The sequence below is a fragment of the Paenibacillus caui genome (assembly GCF_019904135.1).
Lineage (GTDB): Bacteria > Bacillota > Bacilli > Paenibacillales > Paenibacillaceae > Fontibacillus > Fontibacillus caui.
The window spans coordinates 35,350-56,746 of record NZ_JAIOGQ010000030.1 but is presented as its reverse complement, the minus strand read 5'-3'; the positions used below and the strand labels follow the sequence as shown (position 1 = coordinate 56,746).

Sequence of the window (21,397 nt, the reverse complement as noted above, 5' to 3'; positions counted from 1 at the left end):
ATTCGATATGCACCTGTGATTGATGGTAACAGTCAATCAGCCTAAGATGCTATATGCACTGTCTTAGGAGGGGCAATGAGATGCCCTCATCTTGAAGGCTGTTCAAAACAGAAATGGACTGCGAACGATTAGTCATTCAAGAATCCCACCCGTCACACCGTAAGGTGTAGGGCTTGCGACTTTAGTCGTGGGAGTCTCAAAATGGAGGATTCGCATGGCATTTGCGGCATACCGGATAATAGGATTCGCTGCCGCCAATTTGAATTTGCTCGCCCGTATACACCGGCTTGCCGTTCTCCACCCGCAGGTTCATGGTCGCCTTGCGTGCGCAGAACCAGCAGATGGTCTTCATTTCTTCAATTTTATCCGCATAAATGAGCATGAGCCGGCTGCCTTCAAACAGGTGGTTTTGGAAGTCGTTTTTGAGTCCGAAGGCCATGACCGGCACATCAAGCTCATCGACGATCCGGACAAGCTGCCGGATGCTCCTTTCATTCAAAAATTGGCATTCGTCTACAAGAACGCAGTATGGTTTGGGCTCATGGTCCCGGACAATGCCGAAAATATCGGTATCCTCGAAAATGGGAATTGCCTGTCTGCGCAGGCCGATCCGTGAGGAGACATACCCGACTTCATCCCGGTCATCCACAGCGGACGTAAAGATGAGAACCGGTTTGCTTTGTTCTTCATAATTATGGGCAACCTTCAGAATTTCGATCGATTTTCCGCTGTTCATAGCTCCATATTTGAAAAATAACTGTGCCAACTTCAGGTCTTTCCTCTCTTTGTTCATATCGTCAAACATGATTATTCTATCACAAATCACCAAAGCGGTTTGCCGCCATTTTGAAACTGCAGGATTGCTTTGGTAAGGTGTATATTAGGGAGTAAATATGAATTCTATCCATAATTTACAAGTGAGAGGATGAGTGGGGAATGGCCAAGCTTCGCATTGAAACGAAACAGGGTATGGTGGAGGGAAGAGAAGAAAACGGCGTTCGCGTCTGGAAAGGCATCCCCTACGCCAAGCCTCCGGTGGGAGAACTGCGGTTTCACGCTCCCGTAGCTCCGGAACCGTGGGACGGGATCCGGGAAGCTTTCAGCTTCGGAACGGTCAGCTTGCAGCCTTCTAGTCAAGGCGCCGGCTTGTTTGATTCCGGTGCGGAGCCGCCTGAGGTGTCCGAGGACTGCCTTTATTTGAATGTATGGGCGCCGGATGAACCGCTGGAGGCTCAGCTTCCCGTGATGGTATGGATCCACGGCGGCGCCTTTGTTGCGGGCTCAGGCAGTCTTCCATTGTATGACGGAACACGGTTTGCGCAGCGGGGAAAAGTGATCGTCGTTACGTTCAACTATCGTCTCGGACCCTTCGGATTTTTGCATCTTGCGCCATTGGGCGGTTCTTTCGCCTCCAACGCCGGACTGCTGGATCAGATTGCCGCGCTGAAGTGGGTACAGGACAATATAGCTGCGTTCGGCGGGGATCCGAACAAGGTGACCGTATTCGGCGAGTCGGCCGGCAGCATGAGCATTGCCGCACTTCTTGCCATGCCGGCGGCAAAGGGATTGTTCAGGCAGGCCATTATGGAAAGCGGAGCATCCCAGGCGCTGCCTGATGACGGAGCCTCGGCCATTGCGGGCGGAATGCTGCAGCTGCTGGGCATCGCGCCTCACGAAGCGGAGCGTCTTAAGACGCTGCCCGCGGAGCAAATACTGGCGGCAGGCGAGCGGCTCAAACAGCAGGCTGGCGGCGAGCTCATGATGCTGTTTCAACCGGTTGTGGAAGGAAATACACTGCCGCTTGATCCTTTAACCGCCATTCGGAATGGCGCTGCCAAGGATATTCCGCTGCTGATCGGCACTAACCGGGATGAAGGAGCGCTGTTCATCAGGCCGGACTCGCCGGTCATGAACGAGGAGGAGCTGGTTCAGGCCATAAAGCTGATGACGGGGATCGAAGGGGCCGAGGTGATCGCCCGCAGTTATCCTCTAAGTACCGAGGGTCAGGAGCAGCTCATGACGGATCTTTATTTTTGGCGTTCAGCCGTTCAGTTTGCCCTCGGTCAGAGCGAGCATGCTCCAGTATGGATGTACCGCTTCGATTGGACCCTTCCTTCCCATCCGCTGCTGGGAAAGGCGATTCATGCGGGAGAAATTGTGTTTGTATTCAACAATCTGGAGCACCTTAAAGCTGTTGGAGTACACGCCGATCCTTCCATGCAGCAGCTTGCGGACCGGATCCAGGATGCCTGGATATCCTTTGCCGTATATGGCACACCGGATACGGAAGAGCTGCCATGGCCAGCCTATGATCCGCATAACCGGACAACGATGATCTTCAATAATCACTGCGAAGCGGTGAAAGATCCCGATGCCCCGAAACGTGCGATGTTCGGCTTATAGGCAGAGGAAGACGCCGCTGGCTGGCGGCGTCTGTTGTTCTATCCAATATGAAGTACAGAAAGAGTGGTCTGGCGAATGAATACTGATCAAAGCGTGCCCGAACTGGAATCCGTCCTGAAGGAACATCGTGATTTCTTCAGCCGAGGCGGAACGCGCAGCGTTGCGCTGCGCATCCTGTTTCTGCAGCGGCTGAGGAAAACTCTGAAAAATCATGAGACGGAAATTTTGCAAGCGTTAAGGCAGGACCTAGGGAAATCCGATCATGAAGGCTATATGACGGAGCTTGGCATCGTGCTGGATGAAATCGGTTTTATCAGCAAGCGCCTTACGAATTGGGCCAAGCCCCGCAAGGTTAGAACCGTGCTCACACATGCCGGCTCCAAGGGAATGATCATGCCTGAGCCTTACGGCACAGTGCTGATCATTGCCCCGTGGAATTATCCGCTGCAGCTTGCGCTGTCCCCGCTTGTTGGAGCGATTGCCGCCGGAAATACGGTCATTCTCAAGCCTTCGGAGCTGACCCGCACGGTTTCCGGACTGCTTCAAACGATTCTGGAAGAAGTGTTTCCGCCGGACTATGTGAAGGTTGTTCAAGGCGGGCCCGATGTTAGCACGGAGCTGCTCAAGCAAAAGGTCGATTATATTTTCTTTACCGGAAGCGCGCCGGTGGGACGGATCGTTATGGAAGCCTCGGCGAAAACGCTGACGCCGGTAACGCTTGAGCTTGGCGGCAAAAGTCCGTGCATCGTTCATCATGATGCGGATATCAGACTTGCTGCGCGAAGAGTGGCCTTCGGCAAATTTACAAACGCCGGCCAGACCTGCGTAGCGCCGGACTATGTGTGGGTTCACCGGCAGGTAAAGGAACGTTTCTTAACGGAGCTGAAGTCCGTTATTACCGAATTTTATGGAGAACGACCGCTGGAGAGTGGGAACTACGGCCGTATCGTGGGGCGTCGTCATTTTGATCGGCTGATTCGTTTTCTGGATAACGGAAAATGCGTTATTGGAGGAGAGCATGACGAAAGCGCGCTGAAAATAGCCCCGACGGTTCTGGAGGAAGTGACCTGGGAAATGCCCGTGATGCAGGAAGAAATTTTTGGCCCATTGCTTCCCGTGCTGGAATATGAAGACCTTGAGCAGGTGCTTGAGACGGCAAGGAGCCTCCCGAAGCCGCTGGCCCTCTATTTGTTCAGCCAAAGCAGGCGGGTGCAAAGCCGGATTACCCGGGAGCTTTCCTTCGGCGGAGGCGCCATTAATGATACGCTGATGCATCTGGCAACGCCCTATCTCCCGTTTGGCGGGGTAGGCGAAAGCGGCATGGGAAGCTATCACGGTTACGAGAGCTTCAGAACATTTTCCCATGAGAAAAGCATCCTGAAACAGACGACGAAATTTGACTTGCCGTTTCGCTACCCCTCTTCAAAATACGGGCTTTCCATCATCCGGAAGCTTCTGAGATAACACAATAACGGCTAGTTTAGACAGAAGTCCACCCGGGTTAGAGCCGCCCTACATACATTGTTAGTAAATTTGGGCATTTTCACGATCCAATGTACAGGAGGGGGCTACTCATGGCGGCAAACCAGCGCGGAACAAAATCCGGTTCCGGCGTGTCGGCAGATACGCTTCGGACCGTGGCGGCCGGCATGCTGCCTTTTTACAAAGCGATAGCGGGCAGTCAGGCATTTGCGGCAAAGTGGAGCCGAGCCGTTGTAAAGGCTGATTTAAAGAACATGCACAAGCTGCTCAGCTTTGTTGCTCCTTATGCCGCAAGGCAAGGATACGGTACCAACAGCATCGGGTATTTTATATCCTTTGTTCTGCCAAAGCCGGACGGTGATTATTCGAACGGGACAACGATCCCGCCGGGAACGGTGCAGTTTACGTTTCAAACGCACATTCACCGGCAAATTGCGAAGGCGGTCATTCCTTTCTACAGGGAGCTTGCCTACAACAAGCCGTTTGCGGCTGCGTTGTCCCGGGCGATTTCCGGAAATGACGGACGTGCCGTATCTGCTATGATTCGAAGTCTTGTCAGATCGACGGCGCTGAAATCGGTCACGATCGAACAATCAGGTGTTGCCTTGCTGTTTAAATATCGCTCTTCAAAATTCTATTACCGAAATCTGCTGTTTCGGGAGTTCGGCTGACGGGCTCCCTCTCGACATATATGCCATGCTATGTTATTATGGGACTCTGATAACGTGGTAGCGAACTAAAGTGTTCGGCAATCATTTAGGGGGAAACAGAAGATGAAACGAAGTAAGACAGCAGTGCTTGCCGTTATTATGGGTATCGTCATGATGATGCTTGCAGGCTGCGGGGGCGCAGGCGGCAAAGATGACAATAAACTGATTATCGGAATCGACGATAAATTTGCGCCAATGGGATTCCGCGACGATAACAATAATATTGTCGGATTTGATATCGACTATGCCAAAGCGGCTGCTAAAGAAATGGGCAAGCAGGTGGAGTTCCAGCCGATTGACTGGTCGACCAAAGAATCCGAGCTGAACAGCGGACGGATCGACCTGATTTGGAATGGATACACCATTACGGACGAGCGTAAGCAAAAGGTGCTGTTCACGAAGCCGTATCTGGCGAACAGCCAGGTGGTTATGGTGACTGCAGATTCAAAAATAGCCAAGTTTGACGATCTGGCCGGTAAAGAGGTCGGACTTCAGTCCCTTTCATCGGCGGCTGATGCGCTGGGCGCGAGCTCGGTTAAGAGCAAGATAAAGAAAGTGACCGAGTTTCCGGATAATGTGCTCGCGCTCACGGACCTGAAAAACGGACGTCTGGACGCGGTTGTCATCGACGAAGTGGTGGCGAAGTATTACATGTCCAAGGAACCGGGCACGTTTAAGCTGATGGATGAATCCCTGGCTCCTGAAGAGTACGGGGTCGGCGTGAAGAAGGGCAATGAGGAGCTTCTGAACAGCCTGCAAAAAGCGCTGGACGAGCTGAACGCAAGCGGACAAGCGGCAGAAATCTCCAAGAAATGGTTCGGCGAGGATAAAGTTCTCAAATAAATAGGCAGTTATAATAAGATTTGAAAACCGGATGAAGTTTCCGGTTTTCTTTACTTAAGGAGTCGAAAGCGATGAGTCTCGATTATTTAATGGATATTGCCAGGCCGATGCTGGAAGGGGCGCAGACGACGATCATATTGTTCCTGATCGCGATCTTGCTGTCCATTCCGCTCGGTTACTGCATTACATTGCTGGCCAACAGCAGCATCAGGATTTTGTCCTGGCTGGCGCACACCTTTATTTATGTCATTCGCGGGACGCCGCTGCTTCTGCAGCTACTCTTCTTCTGCTTTGGCCTGCCGATGCTGCCCGTCATTGGCGAATATTTGGTCATGGACCGATTCATGGCAGCCTGTCTCGGATTCGTAATCAATTATGCGGCCTATTTCGCGGAAATATTCAGAGGCGGACTGCTTTCGATCGATAAAGGCCAGCACGAAGCGGCCAAGGTGCTGGGACTGAACAAATGGCAGACGATGAGGAAGGTTATTTTACCACAGATGACCCGCGTCGCTTTGCCGGCCATGGCCAACGAGTCAATCACCTTGGTAAAGGATACGGCGCTTCTGTACGCTGTGGCGGTTCCCGAGCTGCTGCACTACGCCCAGACGGCGGTCAACCGGGACTTCACCATCATGCCTTTTGTCGTGGCGGGAGTGATTTACTTGCTGATGACCCTGGTGCTCACCCTGTTCTTCAAGGCGCTGGAACGGCGGTTTAAATATGAATAAAAGGAATGTCGGACGATGACGATGATCGAAGTAAGCGATATGAAAAAAACGTACGGAAGCGTGGATGTGCTGCAGAAGGTCCGGTTCACGGTCGAGCCGGGAGAAGTGGTTGCCGTGATCGGCCCTTCCGGTTCCGGCAAGAGTACGATGCTGCGAAGTCTCATTCATCTCGAGGAAATTGACGGGGGAAGTATTCGGATTGGAGGCGAGTCCCTGGTGGAGGACGGAAGGTATGCTGCCCCTTCGGTCATCAGGCAGATCACATCCCGGATGGGGATGGTGTTCCAGCATTTCAATCTGTTTCCGCATTTGACCGTGCAGCAGAATCTGGAGCTTGCTCCCAAGATGGTCAAAAGGGAAAATGCCGCCCTCATTCGCAGCCGCAGCACTGAGCTGCTTGCCAAAGTGGGGCTTGCCGACAAGGCCGGTGCGCATCCGGCCAAGCTGTCCGGCGGGCAGAAGCAGCGGGTCGCAATCGCGAGAGCGCTCATGATGAGCCCGGACATTCTGCTCTTCGACGAGCCGACCTCGGCACTGGATCCCGAGCTGACCGGAGAGGTGCTGCAGGTGATCAAGCAGCTGGCCAGCGAAAAGATCACCATGGTGATTGTAACACATGAGATGAATTTTGCCCGCGATGTGGCGGACCGGGTTATTTTTATGGATAATGGGGAAATAGCCGAATCAGGCACGCCGGAGCAAATTTTCGGCAATCCGCAGCTTGAGCGGACCCGGGCATTTTTGAAACTCTGAGAATGAACGGATGGTCAAACGAACTCGTTTAGGATGCTGCCTGGACGGGTTCGTTTTTTCTTTGGCTGTTTTCTGCCTCAGTTTAAATCGATCTTCATCTGGCGAATTTGTAGAGAAGGTGTCCCTTTCGACTCGCCTCGTTTGTTATACATATGTAAACTTCATCCTTAACAGAGGAGGTGCTTAAGAAAATGGATGAGGAAATAGAATACAGGATTAAACGGGTTCAGGCGGGCGAGATTCAGGATTACTCTTATATTGTGAAGGAGTACCAGCATCAGATTTTCGTATACTGCTGGCGGCTTCTGGGCAGCAAACAGGAGGCGGAGGACGCCGTCCAGGAAGTTCTGGTCAAGGCATTTGAGAAAATCAACATGTACAGGCCAACTGTGGCTTTCTCCTCCTGGCTGTACAAAATGGCTTATCATTACTGCTTGAACTTGATCCACCGAAAGAAACTACAACGGAAATTTAAGTTTGGTCTGTTCAACCAAAACATGACCACTGCTAGCGCTGCACAGGTTATAGAGCGTCAACTCTTCAGTGAACCGCTCAGTCAGGCGCTGGAAAAGCTGACAGCGGAGGAGCGGAACCTGCTGGTGCTGCGAGTCTTTGAAGAAAAATCGTTTGGTGAGATCGGTGAAATAGTGAACAAAAGCCCGGAAGCAGTCAAGAAAAAATACGGCAGGACGAAAACAAAGCTAAAAAAATGATGGACCATATGAAGGAGGAAGAACAATGCGTGAATTACAAAGCACTTTCCAAGACGAAAGCCTGAAAAAAATGGATTTGCTGCCGGAGAAAGCGTTGGCAATCCAAGCGTTTGATGTCACGGACAAAGTTATGGACCAAGTCTATCAGATGGAACAACGAAAAGAGGGACTGACTGCCAAGATGCGCCTACGGCCGGGTATCGCCGCTCCCACTATGATCTTGTTTTTGGTTTTGGGTGCCTCTTTTACCGGATATGCGGCTTCGCAATACCTTGAGTTCCGCAACAGTAATGGTGATGTCGTATTAAATACGGCTAAAGCTGATGAACCAACAGATTTCTCCAAACAATATACAGAATTGCTGGGGATGTACAGCCAGCAGGTGAAAGACCGGCTCCAGCCGGGAGAATTTGCCGCCTATTACGTTAAGGATGATTTTATTAATAACGCCGACAAGCAGAATCCGGTCAAATTCGAATACAAATGGGCTGAATTCTCAAGCTTCAGCAGTCTGCAGGATGAAATTAAACGAACTCAGGCACCGCTCTTGAATAATCCTTCTCATCTGCCGGATGGCTACCTCTTTGATTACGGATACGTATATCCTGCTGTCATGTATCCTAATCTTCTGGAAGATGTGGAATACCGTACTTTAGCGGATGAACTGATCCAGGAATCCGAATCTGCTCCAGCAGGTGAAAAACTGTTTATGAAGAAGCTGAACTGGGAAAAAGCGGACTTCACTTTAGCACGGTATGCGAAAGGGGACGACTATGTGAATATTTCCGTCAGAACAGTCAACCCTGATTCCAAGCTGACGACTGTCATCCAGAAGGATCAGGATTCGGCTGAAAAGCTGACGATTAAAGGAACAGAAGTATTTTACATCAAGTCGGGTGAGACAAACCAGTCATCAAATGCACGCAAAAACTGGATTGGATGGAGAGATGACAACAATCATCTACTCTACGAAATTTATGATAACCAGGACAGTCAGCTGACCAAGCAGGACCTGATGAAGATTGCTGAAGACGTCCTCGTATCTCATTGATCCAGCCTGCAGAAGCGGACCAAAAATTCAAACTATATCTTGTATACAGAACGATTATTCATTCGGGGAAGCCTGTCTCTAGAGCAGACAGGCTTTCTTTTTCGCCAAAAACTTGGCGATCTATAAATTATTTGAAAGCGCTATTGTAAAAATCGGCGGAATGTGATACTTTATATGTGTAACCGGTTACATAAAGAGGTGATCAGAACATGGTGACGATTAAGGATGTTGCAAAACAGGCCTGTGTTTCGGTAGCGACTGTTTCCCGGGTCATTAATGAAACCGGATACGTTCACGCGGATACCCGGAAGAAGGTATTAGATGCGGTAGAACAATTGAACTATACACCAAACGAAGTAGCCCGGTCATTATATAAACGCAAGTCCAAACTCATCGGTCTGCTGCTGCCGGATATTACGAACCCGTATTTTCCGCAGCTGGCAAGGGGTGTTGAGGATGGGATGCAGGAAAATGATTTTCGGATTATTTTTGGCAACAGCGACGAGAATGAGCGCAAAGAACAGGAATATATCCTGACGTTTATACAGAACAACGTAGTAGGGGTTATAGCGTCAACGAACCATCCGAACTCGGATATGTATGCAAAGCTGAAATTGCCTGTCGTCTTTTTGGACCGTACTTCCAGCGACAGTCCATCGGTATACGCGGATGGCAGAAAGGGCGGACGCCTGGCCGCCGAGGAGATTATCGCACGCGGAAGCAGGCGGGTGACGATCATGCAGGGGCCGGTACATATCAGGCCTGCGCAGGATCGTTTTCAGGGAGCGGTTGAGGTGCTCAAGCAATCGGGGATTGAATTTAACGTGATTCAGACATCGTCCTTTTCTTTCAAGGAAGCTGAAATGTGGGCAAAGGAACTGTTTAACAAGCATCTGGATACGGACGGAGTGCTCGCAAGCAATGATATTGTGGCTACGGCGGTGCTGCATGAGGCGCTAAGGCTTGGCAAGAACGTTCCCCATGATGTGCAAATTATCGGCTTTGACGACATTCCGCTGAGCAGCTTGTTATCCCCGGCGCTCTCGACGATCCATCAGCCGGCGTATGAAATGGGGCGGGAAGCGGCAGGGCTGCTCATCAGACTGATCGAGCAAGGGAAAGTGGAGAACCGGAATATTCAAATGCCCGTCAGGTTCGTTGAACGGGATACGACAAGAAAGGCGGATTAAGATGGCTAAAATAAGTGTAGTAGGCAGCTGTTCCATGGATTTGGTGGTCACGTCGAAGAAACGTCCACTGGCAGGGGAGACTGTCCTCGGGGAAAGTTTCAAAACCGTCCCTGGAGGGAAAGGAGCGAATCAGGCGGTGGCCGCCGCCCGTCTCGGGGCTGAGGTAAAGATGATCGGCCGGGTTGGGGATGACCATTTCGGTGAAGCTATTTTGCACAATTTAAAAATAAACGGTGTTCATACAGGCTATGTGGAACCGGTTACAGGTATGGAAAGCGGGACTGCGCACATCGTGCTTGCGGAGGGCGACAACAGCATTGTCGTCGTCAAGGCAGCTAATGACGAAGTCACTCCAGCTTATATCGACAAGGCGCTTGAGGCGCTAAAGGCCTCGGATATGGTGCTGATTCAGCACGAAATACCGGAAGAAACCGTCGCTTATGTTAGCGAGATTTGCGCCAAATACAAGATTCCGCTGCTCCTGAATCCGGCGCCTGCCCGGTCTATAGAGCAGAGCATCATTGAGAAAGCGGCTTATATCACGCCGAATCAGCATGAAGCGGCCATTCTTTTTGGCGGGACAAGCGTTGCCGAAGTACTCAGAAAGTACCCGAATAAACTGTTTGTGACGGAAGGAAGCAACGGCGTGCGTTATTTTGACGGCCATCAGGAGGTGCTCATTCCGGCATACAAAGTCGAGGCTGTAGATACGACAGGCGCGGGAGATACGTTTAACGCCGCATTTGCCGTAGCTTTGGCGGAAGGCAAGCCGCTTGCCGAAAGCGTGAAATTCGGAAACCGCGCAGCTTCCCTCTCGGTAATGAAGTTTGGAGCGCAGGGCGGTATGCCGACGCGTCAAGAAGTGGAGGAGAATTTGAAATGAAGAAACAAGGCATGCTCAACAGCCATATTTCCAAAATACTGGCCGATCTGGGGCACACCGATTTTATTGTAGTGGCCGATATCGGGCTGCCTGTTCCGGAGGGCGTCCCCAAAATAGATCTGGCCCTAACGCCAGGCGTGCCAAGCTTTCAGGAGGTCGTCGACGCGATTGCGGAGGACATGGAGATCGACAAGGTCATCATTGCGGAAGAGATCAAATTGGAGAATCAGGAAACGGCGGAGTATATTTACCGGAAATTTGCGGAATGCCCCATTGAAGCTATGCTGCACGAACAATTTAAGAGCTTGACCAGACGCGCCAAAGCCGTTATCCGAACCGGCGAGGCGAAGCCGTATGCCAACTGTATTTTACAGTCCGGCGTTCATTTTGGGTAAACAAAGAAATCCGGGAACAACAGCGATCCTAAGAACATTTCACACGGCTGCCTTCATCCGCTACAAAACTAAGCCTATGCTTTCGAAGCAAGTTTTGCCTGCGAAGCATACCAAGTAGTTTAGCTCCACAAAACTTTTAGGAGGCCTTCATATGTACATTCAAATGAAAGGCATTTATAAATCCTTCGGAACCAATCATGTTCTGTCCGGAGTGGATTTCGAGCTTCGCGAAGGCGAGATACACGCGCTGATGGGGGAGAATGGGGCCGGCAAGTCCACACTGATGAACATTCTTACAGGGCTCCATCAGAGGGATGAGGGAACGATCCTCATCGACGGCAAGGAAACGTATTTTGGCGCTCGTTGCTTCGGACAACGTGAAAGGCGGCAGAATGGCGGGCGAATACATCGTCCAGCAGCTTGGCAAAGGCGCCAAAGTGATTGAGCTGGAAGGGGTGCCGGGCGCATCCGCCACGCGTGAACGCGGCAAGGGGTTCCATGAGGTCGCCGACCAGCAGCTTCAAGTCATTGCCAAGCAATCCGCCGACTTTGACCGAACGAAAGGCCTGAACGTGATGGAAAACCTGCTGCAGGCCCACCCGGATGTGCAGACCGTATTCGCGCACAATGACGAAATGGCGCTGGGCTCGATTGAAGCGATCCAAAGCTTGGGCAAAGATATTAGGGTCATTGGCTTTGACGGCAACGCGGACGCGCTGAACTCGATCAAAGCCGGCAAGCTGACGGCTACGGTGGCGCAGCAGCCGGAACTGATTGGTGAGCTGGCCGTCCAGGCTGCCAAAGACGTTTTGCAGGGCAAAACCGTTCAAAAATCCATTCCTGCGCCGTTGAAATTGGTGACGAAGGAGTAAATAACAGAATAAAAGAATGCCAATCATCAAAGGTTATGGGCTTTCATATTCAAGAAGACTGTCTAGCGAGTGAGTCATTCTCAAAACAACATGCAAAGACGCCTCAATAACCACAATACGAGTGGGAATGAAGCGTCTTTTTGCATGCAGATTCATGTTATAATCGGGACCGAAACTGAATTTGGGAACCCCATTAACTTTTCTTTTTGGTATTAATAAACCCTGCAATGATAAAGCCTACACCAATTAAATAATTTACAAAAGTAAAATACTCAGATGGACCGGAAGATTTTTGAATATGGGCAAGATCAGTGCTAATTCTATTTAAAAAATACGTTAAATTGATGATTATTACACCTATACCAAAACAGATTATACTTCTCACCTATACCTCCTCCAAATTCTATTGAAACTTCGTTAGACTCTGTAGCACTTACGCTAATAGGGATAAGTGTTACCATTTTGACCGATCCTGGGTCAGGAACGGCAAGCATCAAGACGGTATGGAACGCTCCGCGTTGATGTACCCGGCTCCGTAAACGTTAGGATCCCGGTCCGTCCACAAATCGGCTCCAGAAATCAGCATTTGCTTGATTTGATCAGGCATTGCCCCCGGATTAGCCTGCTTCATCAGAGCGGCCACGCCGGCGCAGATCGGCGTGGCCATGGAGGTGCCCGACAGCGTAAAATAATCCCCGTCCACGCGGTTTGACTTTTGCAATTTATCAAGATACGAGTTGGGTGAACGAAGGGAGACGATATTGACACCCGGAGCCAGAACATCCGGCTTAACTACACCGTAAGGCGTCGGCCCCCGGCTGGAAAAACTGGCCACTGTATCGTCGTCGCGCGTCGTGTCCGTATTGTTGTCGTCCAAAGCGCCTACCGTAATCACCTCACTACTGATGCCCGGGCTGGCAATCGTCCCGCTGTCGGGGCCTTCATTGCCTGCGGCGACGCAGACGGTAATGCCGGCCGCCCATGCTTCTTCAACGATTTTCACCATCGGGTCGTCATTTTCGCTGGCGTACGGCTGAGGCGTGCTGCCAAGCGACATGCTGATAATATGGATCGGATCTTCGGGGACATCTTCATTATGCTGAATGCACCAGTCCACTCCCTGAATGATCGTTTCCAGCGACCCGGATCCCATTTTGTTCAGCACCTTGACTCCGAACAGACTGGCTTCAGGAGCCGGTCCGGCATATTTGCCGCTCGAACGCAGTCCGTTCCCCGCGACATCTCCGGCACAGTGCGTTCCATGGCCGTTATCGTCATAGGGCTCCGTTCGATTGTTTACAAAATCGACGAAGCTGGTGATGCGGCCTTCAAGATCCGGATGCGGGTAAATGCCGGTATCCACTACGGCAACCGTTACTCCCTTGCCCGTCAGTACGGTGCCCTTGCGAACGACATTGCGGGCGTTGGCTGACGGAACCGCCGCATCCAGAAGGGCGCGCACTTTGCGGTTCAAATAGATCCGGCGGATACGGCCGCAATCGGACAAAAGCTCGGTTAGTCCGTTTGGGGTCACCTCCGCGCTGCAGCAATGGATTCTGCTAAAATGATGCCGCACCGTATTTCTCGAATGTTTGCTTACGACATTTCCTAATAGCTGCAGCTCATCTTCATAGCCGTCTCTTTCAAATTCAACAATGATAGGCAATTTTTTCGTGCTCCGCAAAAAATTTTCAAACTTAGTGTGAAGGAAGCAGGGCGTCTTTGCAAACGGCTTATACAAGTTTAGAATTTCATTGCGCAAAGGTTTATCCAGCTTGTCGGCGTACGACCTGACCATCTGAACCATCGAATAGCCAAACACGGACATCTCCATCCTTTTTGATTTAAGTCCCGGTATTGTCTGAATTCCGAGCTCTTATAATCTATGAAAAAGAATTGCTAGATGCCGCGGTGCCTGTCCTGTCTTCTATGAAAAAAGGTTATGCGTCCTTGGTTACTACAGATGGCTCTGCCAGATATTTGTCCGGCTTATCGTCCGGTTCCTCTCCGCTTCCTGCACGATCGCCGCAAAGCCTGCTTCCATAGCTTCGGGCTGAAGGTTGGCGATGCTGACCCTGATCATTTTCTCGTCGTAAAACTCAGGAAGGTAATAGCTCTGCATATTGGAAATCAGGATGTCCCTCTTTCCGAGAGCTTCCCTGAGCGCCGGTTCATTGATGGGGCCTTGAAGCCGGGCGCAGGCATAGAATCCTGAATCTTCGGGTATCGTCCAAGATACTGCCGGGCTTTCGATTCTGGCCGAGAGACTTCTCAGAAGCGCCATCCGGCCCGCATACATACGCCGAATCCGTTTCAGGTGGCGGCTGTACATGCCGCTGTTCAAATAGATTTCAAGCGCCCCTTGGGATAGTAGCGGCGTGCCCAGGTCCGACCAGTATTTCCGTTCAGCGAACAGAGGAATGAGCCTGCGCGGAAGGACGACCGCAGCTATTCGCAGACCCGGCAGCAGCAGCTTGGAAAAGGTCTGGACATAAATGACGCGGTCATTCGAATCCAGCGCATAAATCGGCGGCGATTTCGTGCTGTTGTCGAGTCCGCCCAAATAATCGTCTTCTACAATAAAAACATCGTATTTTTCCGCGAGCTCCAGCATTTTAAGCTTTTCTTCTTTGCCATAGCTCAGGCCCAGAGGATTGCTGTAACGGGAAACCGTATAGAAGAATTTGACGTTCCCGCTCCGAAAAATATTTTCAAGGCCGTTCATATCCAGGCCCGCGGTATCCCTGGCGACACCGATCGCGTTGATGCGGTTCAAATTCAAGCTGCGGAGCATGCCGGAATAGGTCGGCTGCTCCACAGCGACATGGATTTTACCGCTTGGAAAATCCATGGCCGCAAGCAGATTCAACGCCTGCTGCGAGCCTGTGGTGACGAAAACCCGATCCGCTTCGCAGAACACCTGCACATCCTGCAGGTGCTTCCGGATCGCTTCGCGCAGCGAATACAGTCCCTGCGGGTCGGAATAGGTAAACAACTGATCTTTGTACTTCCCCAGAGCCTGGCTGACACACGGCTCGAATTCGGAGTATGGAAGCGAACCGGCATCCAGGGTTGTTCCGGACCAGTCGGTTGGGGAAGAGCGAAGGGGTTCGGCTTTTGTTCCGCCGATCAAATAATAACCGCTTCCCTCCACGGCATAGACCCATCCTTCCTCCTTTAGCGACGCATAAGCGCGTACGGCGGTAGAGGAACTGCATCCGAAGGTGGAGCACAGCTCCCGGATCGAAGGCATTTTGCCGCCGGATTTAATTTCGCCTTTCATGATTTTCTCTTTGATAGATGCGATTAGTTTTTCATATTTCACAATACCCATCCCCCAACTGTATCGGTACGCTTGTGCTTTTTTGTCATTGAATACCCTGAAGTGTTTCGTTAGTATTGGCAAATATAAGCCAAACTGTATTGAATCTACTTCATTATAAGGTGTGGAGATGATCTTATGGAAATTGTTTATAAGGAAAAAGTGAATTCTTCTGTGACGTTTAGCCGGATGCTTCGCCTTGCTGTCCCCGTGCTGCTCTCTATGTTTTCGCTGAATGTGATGGTGTTTGTCGACAGAGCCTTTGTCGCCAAATATGATTTGGTGCAGTTCGCCGCCACACTCCCTGCCAGCAATCTGGCTACATCGTTCGCCAATCTTTTCATCGGCCTCATCGGCTTTGCGTCGGTGCTCATCTCGCAGTATTACGGAGCCGGGCAGTACGGAAAGTGCGCTTTATCCATGTGGCAAGGAGTATATTTAAGCTTTTTGTTCTCGGCCATTCTGCTGGTTTCTGCGCCAGGGGTCTCGGGCATATTTGGGCTGATGGGGCATTCGGGCGAGCTGCTGCAGCATGAGAAGCATTTTTTCTATCTGATGATTCTTTCTTCATGCGCCCAGCTGTTCGTTACGGCTTTCTCGGGCATCTACCGGGGGATTGGAAGCACGATGACGATTCTGGTTGTAGGCGTGTTCGTCAATATATTAAATATCTTGCTTGACTGGCTGCTGATCTTTGGCAGAGGCGGACTTCCCGAACTTGGCGGGATAGCCGGATCCGGCTTTGCGACCTTGATCAGTACGGCAGCGGGTGCGATAACTTATATTGGACTGCTTAACCGCGCAAAAATGAAGGAAAAGTACGGAATCTTTTCCCATGTGAAAATAAACAAGGACCTCATCTTCAAGCTCCTGCGTTTCGGTTTGCCCGCTGGCGTTCAGACGTTTGCCGGATCGGGTTATTTTACGCTGCTGCTGCTGTTTGTCGGAAAGACCGGGGAGCTTAATTTGTCGGCTGCCAATATTGCCTTTACCATCGAAGGCATATCCATCATTCCGGTGTGGGGGCTGGGAGCCGCCGTCAGCATCATTGCCGGTCAGGAGAAGGGGGCGGGGCGCGCGGATCAGGTTGGCGAAGCGCTGAAAAAGGGTCTGCTGGTCGGTTTGGTCATCAATTTGGCGATTATCGCCGTGTACAACCTGTTTCCCAGGGAGCTCATTTCACTGTTCGGGGCCGGGGAACAAAGTCAAATGTTTGATCGAGTAATGGACCTGACACTGCCGCTTATCCGGATCACTTCGCTGTGGATCGTATTTGACACCCTGCAAATTGTCGTCGGCAATGTGCTCAGGGCGATGGGTGATACCGTGTTCATGATGACGATATCCTTGGTTGTTCCGATTTTGTTTTACGCCCTCTTTCCTTATTTCCTTACAAGAATAGACTGGATTCCTTTGTATTGGGTCTGGCTTGATCTGCTGCTGTATACTTTCGTCATGCTTGGATTGGTTTTTTTCAGGTATTTGGAGGGCAAATGGAAGCGGATGGAACTGATTTAAGCGTTGTCTTTCAATAAATACAACGGATTGTAAGAAGCGGCATTGCAAAACCCTCCGGCTTTGATTGATAATATTTTGGAAACAGATTTGCTGGCAGGGGGTACATATACATGAAACAAATTACTGAAGTTGCATTGCAAGCGGGAATCCATGATGAACATTTGGAACCGTATGGGAAATACAAAGCAAAGCTGAATCCTTCGTTATGGGAGGAAGTTAAGGATCGCCGAAGCGGCAAGCTGGTGCTGGTCACCGCCATCAATCCGACCCCCGCCGGGGAAGGAAAGACGCTCACGACGATCGGACTTGCCCAGGCTTTAAACGCGATTGGACTCAAAACGGTGGCTGCGCTGCGCGAGCCTTCGCTCGGACCTTGTTTCGGGATGAAAGGAGGGGCTGCCGGGGGCGGAAAGGCCCAGATTGTTCCGGCAGAGGATATTAACCTGCATTTCACCGGCGACATCCATGCGATAACCTCCGCCCACAATTTGCTGTCCGCCATGATTGACAACCATATTTTTCACGGGAATGAGCTTCGGCTGAACCCGGAGCGGATCGTGTGGAAACGAGCCGTCGATATGAACGACCGCAGTCTGCGCAGCATCGTAACTGGCTTGGGACAGGGGAACGGCAAGGTACGGGAAAGCGGCTTTCTGATCACATCGGCTTCGGAGGTCATGGCCGTGCTGTGCTTAAGCGAAGATATGGCGGATTTGAAGCGGCGTCTTGGCAAAATGCTGATCGGTTACAACGAATCCGGGGAGCCGGTTACGGCCGCCGAGCTGAACGCCGTGGAGGCCATGGCCGTACTTTTGAAAGAAGCGATTAAGCCCAATCTGGTGCAGACGCTGGAGGGAACGCCTGTCCTCGTCCACGGCGGTCCGTTTGCCAATATTGCCCATGGATGCAGCAGCCTGATCGCTACAAAGACCGCGCTGAAACTCGGGGAGATTGCCGTAACCGAAGCCGGATTTGGCGCCGAGCTTGGCGCGGAGAAATTCTTCGACATCAAATGCCGCCAGTCCGGACTTAAGCCGGATGCCGCCGTGCTCGTCGTTACCGTCAAAGCGCTGAAGTATAATGGCGGGATGCCGAAGGACAAGCTTGGCGAGGAAGATATGGACTCCCTGCGGCTGGGTATGGCCAATATGAGAAGGCATTTGCGCAATATTCGGAAATTTGGCGTGCCCGTCCTCGTTGCCATCAATCATTTTGCAACCGATACGGAGGCCGAGATCGGGCTGATCCGGGAAGAATGCCGCAAGCTAGGCGTCCCCGCGGAAGTATCGCAAGTGTGGGCGTTCGGGAGCAAGGGGGGCGAGAAGCTGGCAAAGAGCCTTGCACAGCTGCTTCAGGATGGACAAGCCTCCTTCCAGCCTTTGTACGACGACAGTCTTGACCTGAAAACGAAGATCGAGACCATCGTCAAGGAACTATATGGAGGAGCGGAGGTTTCCTATTCGCCTGCTGCAAGCCGCGCGCTGTCCGGCATTGAACGCCTTGGCTTCGGCGGTCTGCAGGTTTGCATGGCGAAGACGCCTTATTCGTTTTCCGATCAGCCTTCCCGGCTGGGCGCACCCGAAGGCTTTACCGTGAATGTCTCCGGCGTGTCCTTGTCGGCAGGCGCGGGGTTTGTCGTCGTGGAGACCGGAAATACCATGACCATGCCGGGTCTGCCGAAATCACCGGCGGCCGAGCGCATTCGTCTTAACGAAAGCGGAGAGATTGAAGGATTGTTGTAAATAAAAGCTGCAAGGATGAATGCGTAAGGCTGCTAATCGCTTATTCCGACGCTTGTCATGCTAGTCTGCATAATCGGCCAAGTTCCCTCATAGACATGTTATCAGTCTACGAAAACTATTAGTGCCGAAGGGGATGATATCATGCGTCGGATCACGTGGGTGTTAGCCATCGTGGTTTGCTTTTCCGCCGTACTGGCCGGATGCGGAAAAAAAGATGCGGCTGGCGTTGTCAAGGATTTGAATCAGGTAGTGAACAAGCTTGAAAGCTATGAGGGCTCGGGAACGATGACGCTGCATACGGGGGATACGCCCCAGATGTACAAGGTGCAGGTCTGGTACATGAATCCTTCCTATTACCGGATTGCCCTGACGAATGCGCAGAAGGATATAACGCAAATTGTGCTTAGAAACGATCAGGGTGTGTACGTGCTCACGCCGAGTCTGAACAAAAGCTTCCGCTTCCAGAGCGATTGGCCGGATAACCAGGGACAGGTTTATTTGTATCAAACGCTGGTCCGGAGCATTTTGTCCGATAATACGCGCCAATTCGTAAGCGACAAGAACAGCTATGTTTTTGAAGTGGCCGCCAATTACAATACCCAGTCTCTCGTACGTCAGAAAATCTGGCTCAGCAAGGACGGCTACAAGCCGCAGCAGGTGCAGGTATCCGATTCCTCCGCGCAGGTGATCGTCGAAGTGAAGTTCGACAGCTTCGAATTCGGCAAGAAATTTGCTAAGAAAGATTTCGATATGCAGGAGAATCTGAATACGGCCGGGAGCGACGCACAGGGAACACTGCTTGAAGTCGACGAGAACGGCCAGCTTGTTGAGAAGCCTGCAGGTACTGAAGAAACGGGGGCGAAATCGGCGAGCCTGCCCGCGCTGAATGAATCGTTCGGCGTTATTATGCCGATGTACGTTCCGGACGGGGTAGAGCAGAAGGATACGAAGGTCATCGACGACAGCGAACGAAGCTCGGTAATGCTGCAATATGACGGGGATTATCAATATACCTTGCTCGAATCGCGCTCCCTGGACCGTGCGGTATCGCTGCAGAAGGGTGAAGTTGTCGATATGGGCTTTACCTTTGGCCTTCTCACCGGGGATGAGCAGCAAACGCTCACCTGGACACAGGATGGAATTGATTACCGCATCACCAGCGATAATTTACCGGTAACAGAAATGATCAAAATCGCCGCTTCTATGGAGGAGCAAACGGGTAAATAATATATGAAGGCGGATCAACGGCTGCCGGGAAGATTTCTTCCTGCAGCCCGGCCATCCGTCTTTTCTCTTATAACAGGCAGGAGTAGCGCCCCTGTCACTGCAGAAGGTTGCCTTATCCATTTGACAGCCGATCATTCGGACATTAGGATTGAGCTAAGGCTTCGTGGCTTACATTTTTAAAGAAGGTGACCTTTGTGCAAGTGAATTATCGACCTACTGTAGCAGAAATTGATCTGGATGCCCTGGAATCGAATTACCGGGAATTCAGGCAGGTGCTCCCTGAAGGCATGAAACTGCTCGTCTGCGTAAAAGCTAATGCATACGGGCATGGCGCTGTTCAAGTTGCCCGGGAGATGCAGCGGCTGCAAGCGGATTATCTCAGCGTCGCCTTTCTGGATGAAGCGATTGAGCTTCGACGGGCGGGCATCACCATGCCGATTCTTGTTTTGGGGTATACGTCTCCGGACGGTGTCCAAACAGCTTTGGAGCATGATATCACGCTTTGCCTGTTTGACGAAGATGTGCTTGAGGCAGCCCGTCATCTGGAAACCGGCGATTCCGGAAAAAGGCTGAAGGTGCACATTAAGGTGGATACCGGCATGGGGCGGATCGGGCTGCTGCCCGAGGAAACCGTTCAATTTGTACAGCAGGCGGTTCGTGTACCCGCCTTGGAGGTCGAGGGACTGTTTACTCATTTTGCCACTGCAGATGAAGAAGACAAAAGCTATACACTAACGCAATACAGACGGTTTCAGGCCGTGGCGGAAGCGCTGAGGGAACGGAATATCAGAGTCCCGATCATACATACGGGCAACAGCGCCACAGCGATCGATCTGCCGGAAATTTCATGCGATATGGTACGGATCGGCATAGCCATGTACGGTTTGTATCCATCCGATGAGGTTGACCGTCAGAAAGTTAAGCTTACACCGGTGCTTTCGCTTAAAACCCAATTGACTTATGTAAAAGATTTGCCGCCGCATTGGGGCATCAGTTACGGGAAAAGATACGAAACGCAGGATAAGGAAATGATTGGCACGCTTCCAATCGGTTATGCGGACGGCTATTCCCGTATGCTTGGCGGTAAAGCGCAGGTACTGATACGCGGACGCCGCGTACCTGTCGTCGGAACCATCTGTATGGACCAGTGTATGGTATCTCTGCAAGCTTTTATGCAAGAAACGGAACAAATTCAAGCCGGCGAGGAAGCTGTTCTCATCGGCCGGCAGCATGGCGGCGAAATATCCGCCGGAGAGCTGGCCTCCTGGCTCGGGACCATTCACTATGAAGTGATTTGTATGGTTGCCAACCGTGTTCCCCGGCTGTACAAGAAAGCCGGTCACCCTGATTTGATGGTCAATCCGCTGCTCCGGTCCGTACCGGAATGAATGCGGACGGCCTGTCAAACAAAACTTTTTGCCATACAATGAAGGAATACGCTAAGGATTTCCCGAACTTAACAAGTATGAAAAAGGCGCATAGGTCTATACGCCGCTAAGGTTCTAGTTTATAATGAATGCAGCATACTTGATATACGGGAAGCATATATTCCATTGTATATA

The 21,397-nt window shown here is 51.3% G+C and carries 18 protein-coding genes and 3 pseudogenes; 17 read left to right on the top strand and 4 right to left on the bottom strand.

The genetic code is table 11. The features are described 5' to 3' along the window. Positions 1-196: 196 nt before the first annotated feature. A complete protein-coding gene (locus K7397_RS16925; RefSeq protein ID WP_223069108.1) occupies positions 197-766 on the bottom strand; it encodes a thymidine kinase in 570 nt (189 codons plus the stop codon). Between the two features lie 170 nt (positions 767-936). Between K7397_RS16925 and K7397_RS16920 the strand changes: the two genes are divergently transcribed. The 13 genes and pseudogenes from K7397_RS16920 to K7397_RS16860 form a co-directional block, all read left to right on the top strand. After that, entirely contained in the window at positions 937-2,403 is a 1,467-nt protein-coding gene (locus tag K7397_RS16920; RefSeq protein ID WP_223069107.1) for a carboxylesterase/lipase family protein, read from the top strand. Positions 2,404-2,496: 93 nt separating this feature from the next. Next, positions 2,497-3,867, top strand: a complete 1,371-nt coding sequence (locus K7397_RS16915) for an aldehyde dehydrogenase (protein WP_337926750.1) — start codon at positions 2,497-2,499, stop codon at positions 3,865-3,867. Positions 3,868-3,977: 110 nt separating this feature from the next. Next, positions 3,978-4,556, top strand: a complete 579-nt coding sequence (locus K7397_RS16910; RefSeq protein WP_223069105.1) for a hypothetical protein — start codon at positions 3,978-3,980, stop codon at positions 4,554-4,556. A gap of 150 nt (positions 4,557-4,706) precedes the next feature. Beyond that, positions 4,707-5,438 carry an amino acid ABC transporter substrate-binding protein gene (locus tag K7397_RS16905; protein ID WP_420488813.1) on the top strand — a complete coding sequence of 244 codons (732 nt, stop codon included), beginning with the start codon at positions 4,707-4,709 and terminating at the stop codon, positions 5,436-5,438. A gap of 71 nt (positions 5,439-5,509) precedes the next feature. After that, on the top strand, positions 5,510-6,169 hold the full coding sequence (locus tag K7397_RS16900) for an amino acid ABC transporter permease (RefSeq protein ID WP_223069103.1): 660 nt from the start codon (positions 5,510-5,512) through the stop codon (positions 6,167-6,169). A gap of 15 nt (positions 6,170-6,184) precedes the next feature. Further along, the gene (locus tag K7397_RS16895; RefSeq protein WP_273545643.1) at positions 6,185-6,922 is read left to right on the top strand and encodes an amino acid ABC transporter ATP-binding protein; all 738 of its coding nucleotides are present in this window, start codon (positions 6,185-6,187) and stop codon (positions 6,920-6,922) included. A gap of 191 nt (positions 6,923-7,113) precedes the next feature. Beyond that, positions 7,114-7,700: pseudogene (locus K7397_RS16890) on the top strand (RNA polymerase sigma factor). Then, positions 7,661-8,686: a DUF4367 domain-containing protein gene (locus tag K7397_RS16885; RefSeq protein WP_223069101.1), complete on the top strand. Its 1,026-nt coding sequence runs from the start codon at positions 7,661-7,663 to the stop codon at positions 8,684-8,686. The pseudogene K7397_RS16890 and the gene K7397_RS16885 overlap by 40 nt, the downstream one beginning before the upstream one ends. 209 nt (positions 8,687-8,895) lie before the next feature. After that, the gene (locus K7397_RS16880) at positions 8,896-9,876 is read left to right on the top strand and encodes a LacI family DNA-binding transcriptional regulator (protein ID WP_223069100.1); all 981 of its coding nucleotides are present in this window, start codon (positions 8,896-8,898) and stop codon (positions 9,874-9,876) included. 1 nt (position 9,877) lies between these two features. Continuing rightward, positions 9,878-10,759 carry a ribokinase gene (rbsK, locus tag K7397_RS16875; RefSeq protein ID WP_223069099.1) on the top strand — a complete coding sequence of 294 codons (882 nt, stop codon included), beginning with the start codon at positions 9,878-9,880 and terminating at the stop codon, positions 10,757-10,759. Further along, positions 10,756-11,154, top strand: coding sequence for a D-ribose pyranase (gene rbsD / locus K7397_RS16870; RefSeq protein ID WP_223069098.1), 399 nt, complete (start codon positions 10,756-10,758; stop codon positions 11,152-11,154). Before rbsK ends, rbsD begins: the two co-directional genes overlap by 4 nt. 151 nt (positions 11,155-11,305) lie before the next feature. Next, positions 11,306-11,509, top strand: a pseudogene (locus tag K7397_RS22250) (ATP-binding cassette domain-containing protein); the annotation flags it as partial. Continuing rightward, a pseudogene (locus K7397_RS16860) lies at positions 11,505-12,026 on the top strand (substrate-binding domain-containing protein); the annotation flags it as partial. The pseudogenes K7397_RS22250 and K7397_RS16860, both read left to right, overlap by 5 nt. Before the next feature lie 193 nt (positions 12,027-12,219). Here K7397_RS16860 and K7397_RS16855 read toward each other — a convergent pair. The 3 genes from K7397_RS16855 to K7397_RS16845 form a co-directional block, all read right to left on the bottom strand. After that, a complete protein-coding gene (locus K7397_RS16855; RefSeq protein WP_223069097.1) occupies positions 12,220-12,411 on the bottom strand; it encodes a hypothetical protein in 192 nt (63 codons plus the stop codon). 108 nt (positions 12,412-12,519) lie between these two features. Then, the gene (locus tag K7397_RS16850; RefSeq protein ID WP_223069096.1) at positions 12,520-13,848 is read right to left on the bottom strand and encodes a S8 family peptidase; all 1,329 of its coding nucleotides are present in this window, start codon (positions 13,846-13,848) and stop codon (positions 12,520-12,522) included. 135 nt (positions 13,849-13,983) lie between these two features. Next, a complete protein-coding gene (locus K7397_RS16845) occupies positions 13,984-15,351 on the bottom strand; it encodes an aminotransferase-like domain-containing protein (protein WP_223069095.1) in 1,368 nt (455 codons plus the stop codon). Between the two features lie 135 nt (positions 15,352-15,486). Between K7397_RS16845 and K7397_RS16840 the strand changes: the two genes are divergently transcribed. The 4 genes from K7397_RS16840 to alr all read left to right on the top strand — a co-directional run bounded on the left by K7397_RS16840 (position 15,487) and on the right by alr (position 21,223). Further along, positions 15,487-16,866 carry an MATE family efflux transporter gene (locus tag K7397_RS16840; RefSeq protein WP_223069094.1) on the top strand — a complete coding sequence of 460 codons (1,380 nt, stop codon included), beginning with the start codon at positions 15,487-15,489 and terminating at the stop codon, positions 16,864-16,866. Positions 16,867-16,976: 110 nt separating this feature from the next. Next, on the top strand, positions 16,977-18,608 hold the full coding sequence (locus K7397_RS16835) for a formate--tetrahydrofolate ligase (RefSeq protein ID WP_223069093.1): 1,632 nt from the start codon (positions 16,977-16,979) through the stop codon (positions 18,606-18,608). A gap of 141 nt (positions 18,609-18,749) precedes the next feature. Next, entirely contained in the window at positions 18,750-19,835 is a 1,086-nt protein-coding gene (locus K7397_RS16830; protein WP_223069092.1) for an outer membrane lipoprotein-sorting protein, read from the top strand. A 194-nt stretch (positions 19,836-20,029) separates the two neighbouring features. Beyond that, positions 20,030-21,223, top strand: coding sequence for an alanine racemase (gene alr, locus K7397_RS16825; RefSeq protein ID WP_223069091.1), 1,194 nt, complete (start codon positions 20,030-20,032; stop codon positions 21,221-21,223). Positions 21,224-21,397: the final 174 nt, after the last annotated feature.

Bases quoted from the DNA above. Each gene is read 5' to 3' on its own strand.
- rbsD (WP_223069098.1), top strand. From the start codon at position 10,756: ATGAAGAAACAAGGCATGCTCAACAGCCATATTTCCAAAATACTGGCC.
- K7397_RS16900 (WP_223069103.1), top strand. From the start codon at position 5,510: ATGAGTCTCGATTATTTAATGGATATTGCCAGGCCGATGCTGGAAGGG.
- K7397_RS16830 (WP_223069092.1), top strand. From the start codon at position 18,750: ATGCGTCGGATCACGTGGGTGTTAGCCATCGTGGTTTGCTTTTCCGCC.
- K7397_RS16840 (WP_223069094.1), top strand. From the start codon at position 15,487: ATGGAAATTGTTTATAAGGAAAAAGTGAATTCTTCTGTGACGTTTAGC.
- K7397_RS16920 (WP_223069107.1), top strand. From the start codon at position 937: ATGGCCAAGCTTCGCATTGAAACGAAACAGGGTATGGTGGAGGGAAGA.
- K7397_RS16910 (WP_223069105.1), top strand. From the start codon at position 3,978: ATGGCGGCAAACCAGCGCGGAACAAAATCCGGTTCCGGCGTGTCGGCA.
- K7397_RS16895 (WP_273545643.1), top strand. From the start codon at position 6,185: ATGACGATGATCGAAGTAAGCGATATGAAAAAAACGTACGGAAGCGTG.
- K7397_RS16885 (WP_223069101.1), top strand. From the start codon at position 7,661: ATGCGTGAATTACAAAGCACTTTCCAAGACGAAAGCCTGAAAAAAATG.
- K7397_RS16835 (WP_223069093.1), top strand. From the start codon at position 16,977: ATGAAACAAATTACTGAAGTTGCATTGCAAGCGGGAATCCATGATGAA.
- K7397_RS16905 (WP_420488813.1), top strand. From the start codon at position 4,707: ATGATGATGCTTGCAGGCTGCGGGGGCGCAGGCGGCAAAGATGACAAT.
- rbsK (WP_223069099.1), top strand. From the start codon at position 9,878: ATGGCTAAAATAAGTGTAGTAGGCAGCTGTTCCATGGATTTGGTGGTC.
- K7397_RS16880 (WP_223069100.1), top strand. From the start codon at position 8,896: ATGGTGACGATTAAGGATGTTGCAAAACAGGCCTGTGTTTCGGTAGCG.